The sequence below is a fragment of the Flavobacterium agri genome (assembly GCF_013401995.1).
Taxonomy (GTDB): Bacteria; Bacteroidota; Bacteroidia; order Flavobacteriales; family Flavobacteriaceae; genus Flavobacterium; species Flavobacterium agri.
In genome coordinates, this window is sequence record NZ_JACBJI010000027.1 from 1 (window position 1) to 2,895 (window position 2,895).

The 2,895-nt window shown below is 51.2% G+C and carries 1 rRNA gene; it reads right to left on the reverse strand.

Annotation, left to right across the window (positions count from 1 at the left end):
- Nucleotides 1–5: 5 nt before the first annotated feature.
- Nucleotides 6–2,885 (reverse strand): 23S ribosomal RNA (locus tag HZF10_RS17825).
- Between the last annotated feature and the right edge of the window lie 10 nt (nucleotides 2,886–2,895).

Genomic DNA, 2,895 nt, shown 5'->3' on the forward strand with positions numbered 1-2,895 from the left:
GGATCGTACATAAGCTTACGGGTTATTAGTACTACTCGACTATGACATTACTGCCTTTACATCTGTAGCCTATCGACGTGGTCATCTTCCACGACCCTTAAAAGAAATCTCATCTTGCGGTGGGTTTCGCGCTTATATGCTTTCAGCGCTTATCCCTTCCGAACGTGGCTACTCTGCGGTGCCCCTGGCGGGACAACAGATACACCAGCGGTTCGTCCGATTCGGTCCTCTCGTACTAGAATCAGATCCGCTCAAATTTCTAACGCCCGCAGTAGATAGAGACCGAACTGTCTCACGACGTTCTGAACCCAGCTCGCGTGCCACTTTAATGGGCGAACAGCCCAACCCTTGGGACCTTCTCCAGCCCCAGGATGTGACGAGCCGACATCGAGGTGCCAAACCCCCCCGTCGATATGAGCTCTTGGGGGAGATCAGCCTGTTATCCCCGGCGTACCTTTTATCCTTTGAGCGATGGCCCTTCCATGCGGAACCACCGGATCACTATGCTCTACTTTCGTACCTGATCGACCTGTATGTCTTTCAGTCAAGCTCCCTTATGCCATTGCACTCTACGCACGGTTACCAAGCGTGCTGAGGGAACCTTTAGAAGCCTCCGTTACTCTTTTGGAGGCGACCACCCCAGTCAAACTACCCACCACGCAATGTCCTCTGCGACGCAGAGTTAGGCCTCAGATAAGCAAAGGGTGGTATTTCAACGATGACTCACCGAATCCTGGCGAACCCGGGTCGAAGTCTCCCACCTATCCTACACATCACTTATCCAAGGTCAATACGAAGCTATAGTAAAGGTGCACAGGGTCTTTTCGTCCCACTGCGGGTAAGCGGCATCTTCACCGCTACTACAATTTCACCGAGCTCATGGCTGAGACAGCGTCCAGATCGTTACACCATTCGTGCAGGTCGGAACTTACCCGACAAGGAATTTCGCTACCTTAGGACCGTTATAGTTACGGCCGCCGTTTACTGGGGCTTCAATTCAATGCTTCTCCGAAGATAACATCTCCTCTTAACCTTCCAGCACCGGGCAGGTGTCAGGCCCTATACCTCATCTTACGATTTTGCAGAGCCCTGTGTTTTTGATAAACAGTCGCCTGGACCTCTTCACTGCGGCCAGCATTGCTGCTGGCGACCTTTCTCCCGAAGTTACAGGTCTATTTTGCCTAATTCCTTAGCCATGAATCTCTCGAGCACCTTAGGATTCTCTCCTCGACCACCTGTGTCGGTTTACGGTACGGGTTGTATAAATCTAAGTTTAGAAGTTTTTCTTGGCAGCCCTTAGGTACACTATCACTTTGCCCGAAGGCTCCGTGTACTATCGCATTTCCCCATCCTCTACGCATTTGACTATAAAGGATATAGGTAGGTGCTTCAACGAACTATTCCGTCAGTTCGCGGTACTTTCATCACTGCGTCGCTCCATCACAACTTATACAAGTACGGGAATATTAACCCGTTGGCCATCGACTGTCCCTTTCGGGTTCGCCTTAGGTCCCGACTAACCCTCAGCTGATTAGCATAGCTGAGGAAACCTTAGTCTTTCGGTGTGCGGGTTTCTCGCCCGCATTATCGTTACTTATGCCTACATTTTCTTTTCTGACCGGTCCAGCATGGCTCACGCCACACCTTCAGCCCTGTCAGAATGCTCCCCTACCACTTGACTTACGTCAAATCCATAGCTTCGGTAGTATGCTTATGCCCGATTATTATCCATGCTCGTCCGCTCGACTAGTGAGCTGTTACGCACTCTTTAAATGAATGGCTGCTTCCAAGCCAACATCCTAGCTGTCTGGGCAGACAAACCTCGTTCTTTCAACTTAGCATACATTTGGGGACCTTAGCTGATGGTCTGGGTTCTTTCCCTCTCGGACTTGGACCTTAGCACCCAAGCCCTCACTGCTGAGGAACATTTACTAGCATTCGGAGTTTGTCAGGAATTGGTAGGCGGTGAAGCCCCCGCATCCAATCAGTAGCTCTACCTCTAGTAAACTTATACTCAGCGCTGCACCTAAATGCATTTCGGGGAGTACGAGCTATTTCCGAGTTTGATTGGCCTTTCACCCCTACCCACAGGTCATCCGAAGACTTTTCAACGTCAACCGGTTCGGACCTCCACTGTGTGTTACCACAGCTTCATCCTGCCCATGGGTAGATCACACGGTTTCGCGTCTAACATTACCGACTATGGCGCCCTATTCAGACTCGCTTTCGCTACGGATCCACGGCTTAACCGCTTATCCTTGCCGGCAACGTTAACTCGTAGGCTCATTATGCAAAAGGCACGCCGTCACCCCACGAAAGGGCTCCGACCGCTTGTAGGCGTATGGTTTCAGGATCTGTTTCACTCCGTTATTCACGGTTCTTTTCACCTTTCCCTCACGGTACTGGTTCACTATCGGTCTCCTGCGAGTATTTAGCCTTACCGGATGGTCCCGGCAGATTCAGACAGGGTTTCACGTGCCCCGCCCTACTCAGGGTACCGCTATGTATCATGTTCCTTACCCATACGGGGCTATCACCCTCTATGGCCCGACTTTCCAGACGGTTCCGGTTCGGTTCACATACAATCTCGCGGCCCTACAACCCCACCAATGCCGTAACATTGCTGGTTTGGGCTAATCCGCTTTCGCTCGCCACTACTCACGGAATCACTTTTGTTTTCTTCTCCTGCGCCTACTTAGATGTTTCAGTTCAGCGCGTTCGCCCCCATAACTGGGTAACATATCTTCAATATGCTGGGTTGCCCCATTCGGAAATCTCCGGATCGATTCGTGTGTGCCGATCCCCGGAGCTTATCGCAGCTTATCACGTCCTTCCTCGCCTGCAGGAGCCTAGGCATCCCCCATACGCCCTTATTTTGCTTATTGTACTTTAGTT